At 60.5% G+C, this 4,957-nt stretch carries 7 protein-coding genes; 4 read left to right on the top strand and 3 right to left on the bottom strand.

All coding sequences use genetic code 11. From position 1 onward, the window contains the following. The 3 genes from VN623_RS06095 to VN623_RS06085 form a co-directional block, all read right to left on the bottom strand. Positions 1 to 355 (bottom strand): VOC family protein (locus tag VN623_RS06095; RefSeq protein WP_325569166.1); only part of this gene is annotated, 355 nt, incomplete at its 3' end. Continuing rightward, entirely contained in the window at positions 340 to 1,155 is an 816-nt protein-coding gene (locus VN623_RS06090) for an enoyl-CoA hydratase (RefSeq protein ID WP_325569165.1), read from the bottom strand. The genes VN623_RS06095 and VN623_RS06090, both read right to left, overlap by 16 nt. A gap of 44 nt (positions 1,156 to 1,199) precedes the next feature. Then, positions 1,200 to 1,718 (bottom strand): hypothetical protein, encoded by a 519-nt coding sequence (locus VN623_RS06085; protein WP_325569164.1) that lies wholly within the window; start codon positions 1,716 to 1,718, stop codon positions 1,200 to 1,202. A gap of 402 nt (positions 1,719 to 2,120) precedes the next feature. Between VN623_RS06085 and rplM the strand changes: the two genes are divergently transcribed. The 4 genes from rplM to argC all read left to right on the top strand — a co-directional run bounded on the left by rplM (position 2,121) and on the right by argC (position 4,938). Further along, positions 2,121 to 2,582, top strand: coding sequence for a 50S ribosomal protein L13 (gene rplM, locus VN623_RS06080; protein ID WP_325569162.1), 462 nt, complete (start codon positions 2,121 to 2,123; stop codon positions 2,580 to 2,582). 5 nt (positions 2,583 to 2,587) lie between these two features. Beyond that, entirely contained in the window at positions 2,588 to 3,067 is a 480-nt protein-coding gene (rpsI, locus tag VN623_RS06075) for a 30S ribosomal protein S9 (RefSeq protein ID WP_325569160.1), read from the top strand. 163 nt (positions 3,068 to 3,230) lie between these two features. Next, a complete protein-coding gene (locus VN623_RS06070) occupies positions 3,231 to 3,986 on the top strand; it encodes a TerC family protein (RefSeq protein ID WP_325569158.1) in 756 nt (251 codons plus the stop codon). A 1-nt stretch (position 3,987) separates the two neighbouring features. Then, a complete protein-coding gene (gene argC, locus VN623_RS06065) occupies positions 3,988 to 4,938 on the top strand; it encodes an N-acetyl-gamma-glutamyl-phosphate reductase (protein WP_325569156.1) in 951 nt (316 codons plus the stop codon). Positions 4,939 to 4,957: the final 19 nt, after the last annotated feature.

Genomic DNA, 4,957 nt, shown 5'->3' with positions numbered 1-4,957 from the left:
CAAAATAGCCGGAGTATCCACCCCAGAAGGCTTTCTTACCGGGCTTGAGGAGCTTGGCGCCGGCCGCCACGGCCTCTGCCAAAACGCTATCGACGTGTGCCTTCGATTGCACGTTGTGCGCCAGGGCAACGCCCGAAACCCCCGGCTTACCGACCGCGACGCCGGCGTCCTCCGCGAGCGCCTCGCGGCCGAACACCGCCAGCACGACGCCGCCTGCTTCGAAGAAGGTAACGCCGGGCTGGCTGGCGGACGAGGCTCTGAAACCCAGCGCCTCATAAAAGTTCCTGGATGCCGCGACATCGGCGACACCCAGCGTAACGAACGAAAGACGTGGCTCCATCAGGATTTCTGCCATTGCGCCGGGCGCTTTTCGAGGAAAGCGCAAATGCCTTCTTCAGCATCGCCCTGCATCATGTTCTTCACCATCATCTCACTCGCGAAATCATAAGCTTCATTGAGCGGCAGTTCGGCTTGGGCGTAGAAGGCTTCTTTGCCGATCGCGACGGTCGCCTTCGACTTTGCCGCGATGGCGCGCGCCATATTAAGCGCTTCGCCCAGCACGTCCTGAGCCGGCACTACCCGATTGACCAAACCGTAGGTCATCGCATCCGGGGCCGATATTGCCTCTCCAAGCAGCAGCATTTCCATCGCGCGTTTCCGCGGCACGTTGCGCGACAGCGCCACCATCGGCGTCGAGCAGAAGAGCCCGATGTTGACACCGGGCGTCGCAAAGTCCGCCGTGTCGGCCGCGACCGCGAGATCGCACGTCGCGACGAGCTGACAGCCGGCTGCCGTCGCCCTCCCCGCCACCGCTGCGATGACGGGTTTGCGACAGGCAACAATCCCGCGCATAAGCGCCGAGCAGGCCTGCATCGTCTCGCGAAAGAACCCCTGGCCGCCGTCGGGATCGGAACGATGCGCGGTGAGCTCTTTCAGGTCGTGGCCCGACGAGAACACCTTGCCTTCCGCGGCAACGATAATCGCAGCGATCGCGTCATCCCGGCTGAGACTTTCAACGCGCGTCGTCAATTCATCGATCAAAGCCCGCGACAAGGCATTACGGGCTTGCGGCCGGTTCAGCGTCAATATGGCAATGCCGGGCTCAATCTCATTGAAGAGAACAAGCGGCGTACCGGCCGGCGGCCCGTCTTGCATGGGAGGGTCCTTGTCGCTTTGAACGCCGCGCGGGTTCGACCCGCTTACTGCAGCGCCTTTTCGATTTCGGCGCGATGCGCCTTCACGATGTCGACGTTTTCCTTGTACTGCAGCTGCGGCGTCGTGTTGATCGCCTCCGTAAGCTCGTCGATGAGCTGCTTCTTGTCGGTGTCCGGGATCGTCTTGTCCTTTTGAACGTCGTCGCGCTGCTTACGCAGGGCCTCAACCGGATCGACGAAATTACCGCTCTCCGTATCAAGACCAGCCATCACGATCGAGATGTTTGCCGCAACATCATCGAGTTCGGCGAAATTGCTGAAGCCGTGCTTCGTCGCGATGCCTTCGAGTTCGGTCTGCAGCGCCGGATCGGGCTTTTCGCCGGCATCCTGAATTTTTGATGCGATCGCCGCAAGATCGGCCTGAGCGGCAATGAAGTGCGTGACTTGATCTTCGGTGAGCTTGATCTGCTTGACGTCTTGCGCCGCAGCAACCGAGAGCCCCGCCCAAAGGGCGACTAGAACTATCCCGATACGCCGAGCCGCCAGCGCCAGTGAAATCGTCATCGTCGTTCTCCACATTGAATCGCTTCCGAGCCAGATCCGCTTTGTTTTTAGAACCGTGACGCTTCGACTACGACGACAATAAGAAAGCTCGAACGGCGGCAGGTGTATAGGATCCGCACAGTAACGCCAGAAATCACGATTTGAGCTGTGATGCACGGACCACTGGCGGCGCACGCCGCTCGCCGGCCGCAGTCGGTGCGTATGTGGTAACGTAATACCACCTGCGGTAATATATTACCTTACATGATAATCGATTGAATTTGTTATATTTATCTGGAGGACCGCTTTTAGACTTGCTTGCTATCGGGCAAATCAGTAACACCGCTCATCTCGGAAGCGGTATCTGATTGCGCTGGCAATCACCCTCCGTGCAATCGTTCCCGCCAAGGAGCCTCAAGACCGATGTCTACCTATGTCGCCAAGCCGGCCACGGTGGAGAAGAAGTGGATCCTCATCGACGCCGAAGGGCTCGTTGTCGGCCGCCTCGCTGCTCTCATCGCGACGCGCCTCAAGGGCAAGCACAGACCCATCTACACGCCGCATGTCGATTGCGGTGACAACATCGTCGTCATCAATGCCGACAAGATAGTCTTCACCGGCGCCAAGCGTGACGACAAGATCTATTACAGACACACCGGCTATCCGGGCGGCATCAAAGAGCGCACACCGCGCCAGATCCTCGACAGCAAGCACCCGGAGCGCATCGTTGAAAAGGCCGTCGAGCGCATGCTTGCGCGCGGGCCCCTGCACCGCCAGCTGATGCGCAACCTGCGCGTCTATAAGGGCGGCGAGCATCCGCACACGGCGCAAAATCCGGAAAAGCTCGATGTCGCAAAACTCAACCGCAAGAACGTGAGAGTCTAAGATCCATGGCAACCGAAACAAAGACCCTCGCCGACCTTGCCTCCGTCAAGGGCGCTGAGCCGCAAGCCGCGCCGGTCAGGACGCAGAAGCTCGACAAGCTTGGTCGCGCCTATGCGACAGGCAAACGTAAGAACGCCATCGCCCGCGTCTGGCTGAAGCCCGGCAAGGGCATGATCACCGTCAACGATAAAGACTTCAAAGCCTACTTCGCGCGTCCCGTGCTGCAGATGCTACTGCAGCAGCCGCTCAATCTCGCCAACCGGGCGACGCAGTACGACATCCGTATTTCCGTCGCCGGTGGTGGCCTTTCCGGCCAGGCCGGCGCGGTGCGTCACGGGATTTCGAGAGCGCTCACCTTTTACGAACCGGATCTGCGCAGTGTTCTGAAAAAGCAGGGCTTCCTGACGCGCGACAGCCGTGTCGTCGAGCGCAAGAAGTACGGGCGCGTCAAGGCGCGCAAGTCGTTCCAGTTCTCGAAGCGCTAAGCCACGAGGACTTGCAGGACTTGAATCAGCCCGTCCTCACCGGCGGGCTGATTTGTTTTCCATCACCGCAAGGGTTGCCGCAGCGGCCCGTCAATGCCACATACCGCCGGGGCTCCCGTACAGCGTCCTGCGCCATTGCACTCGAGGGAATTCGGAGAAACAGATGGACTGGCTGCTGAACGGAATAAGCGACCTGCTGTCGGTACTTGTGACCGACCTCCATCACCTTGTTTCTCCGCAGTGGTGGCGAACCCATTCAGTGCCGCTGTTCAACATCTTAATGATCGACCTGACGCTTGCCGCCGACAACGCCATCGTCGTCGGCATGGCGGCATCGCGCGTCCAACCGAATATGCGCGCCAAGGTCATCTTCTGGGGCATCGCCGGCGCGGTGGTCCTGAGGATCCTCTTCGCCAGCATAACGCAACAGTTGCTTCAGGTGATCGGCCTGACGCTAGCGGGCGGCATCCTGCTCTTGTTCGTCTGCTGGAAGATGTACCGGCAGATCGTCGATAGCGATGCGCACTCGATTGACGAAGTCGAAAGGAGCCTCGCCTCCACGGCCCCTCATGCCAATCCCGCGACCTTCTGGAGCGCCTTCTGGACCATCATCATTGCCGACTTGTCGATGTCGCTCGACAACGTTCTGGCCGTCGCAGGTGCGGCGGGATCGTCGACACTCGTCCTCGTCATTGGCCTGACCGTCGCGGTCGTCCTGATGGCGGTGGCGTCCAACTACATCGCCAAGCTGCTCGGCCGCTATCCGTGGATCGCCTGGATCGGCCTGCTGATCATCCTCTACGTCGCCCTCGATATGATCTACACAGACACGCACAGGATCATTTGTGCGAACTACGGTGTCGGCTGTTCGGAAACGATCTGGGACGGCATCATGCATCGGCTTGGATTTGGCGGCTGAGATGGCGGCGTCGACGACAAGGCAACCTGGAAAGGCAAGCGTCTTCATCGACGGCGAGGCTGGGACAACCGGCCTCGAAATCCGCGAACGGTTGGCTGGAGTGAGCGCGGTCGATGTGAAAAGCATTGATCCGGCGCAGCGCAAGGACCGGGAGGCGCGCGCCGAGATGATGCGTGCCGTCGATCTCGTCGTGCTGTGCCTCCCCGACGCCGCGGCAAGGGAAGCCGTCGCGATCGCCGATGAACTTCAGGGCGACGCCCCAAAAATCATCGACGCATCGACGGCGCATCGGGTAGCGCCGGGTTGGGTCTATGGCTTTGCCGAACTGACCCCGGACCAGCCGGATGCGATCAAGTCCGCAAACCGCGTCGCAAATCCCGGTTGTTACCCGACAGGCGCCATTGCACTCCTACGGCCGCTTGTCGAATCTGGCGTCATCCCCTCCGACTACCCGGTTACCGTCAATGCCGTCTCGGGGTATTCAGGCGGCGGCCGCGGCATGATCGAAGCCTACGAAGCTGGGACGGCCCCGTCGTTTGAGCTTTACGGGTTAGGATTTGAGCACAAGCATATCCCGGAATTGACCAAGTACTCCGGTCTGACGCGCCAGCCGATCTTCGTGCCGAGCGTCGGCAACTTCCGGCAGGGAATGCTCGTCTCGATTCCGCTGCATCTCGAGACGCTACCCGGCAAGCCAAGTCTGGCCGATATCGAGACGCTGCTCTCAGACTACTATAAGTCGGCCGAATTGGTCAGCGTCGTCACCGGAGCAGCTAGCAAAGGGGCAAGGCTTGAAGCCGAAGCTCTCAACGCCACAGACAAGCTCGAACTGTTCGTGTTCGGCAAGCCGGACCTCAATCAAGCCGTTCTCGTCGCGCGCCTCGACAATCTCGGCAAGGGTGCCGCCGGCGCCGCAGTCCAGAACATCAAACTGATGCTGGGGCTCGACTAGCCGCACTCCGCCGGGCGCG

The sequence above is a fragment of the Hyphomicrobium sp. genome (assembly GCF_035572195.1).
GTDB lineage: Bacteria > Pseudomonadota > Alphaproteobacteria > Rhizobiales > Hyphomicrobiaceae > Hyphomicrobium_B.
This window is presented reverse-complemented; position numbering and strand designations above follow the sequence as displayed.